Source organism: Burkholderia sp. BCC1988 (assembly GCF_905339895.1).
Lineage (GTDB): Bacteria > Pseudomonadota > Gammaproteobacteria > Burkholderiales > Burkholderiaceae > Burkholderia.
The window spans coordinates 1-271 of the sequence record NZ_CAJPHA010000103.1 but is presented as its reverse complement, the minus strand read 5'-3'; the positions used below and the strand labels follow the sequence as shown (position 1 = coordinate 271).

At 67.9% G+C, this 271-nt stretch carries 1 pseudogene; it reads right to left on the bottom strand.

The annotated features are described in order from the left end of the window. A pseudogene (locus U4012_RS35755) lies at window positions 1–271 on the bottom strand (acetyl-CoA C-acetyltransferase); the annotation flags it as partial.

Sequence of the window (271 nt, the reverse complement as noted above, 5' to 3'; positions counted from 1 at the left end):
CCCGGCCTTCTGCGCGGCTTCCGCCTTGTTCTGCGACAGCGCCGCGAACGCGTCCTGCTCCTCGCGCGTGATCCCGTATTCCTTCGCGACGTTCTCCGCCGTGGTGCCCATGTGGTACTGGTTGTACACGTCCCACAGGCCGTCGACGATCATCGTGTCGACCAGCTTCGCGTCACCCATCCGGAACCCGTCGCGCGAGCACGGCAGCACGTGCGGCGCCGCGCTCATGTTCTCCTGGCCGCCCGCAATCACGATCTCCGCGTCGCCCGCT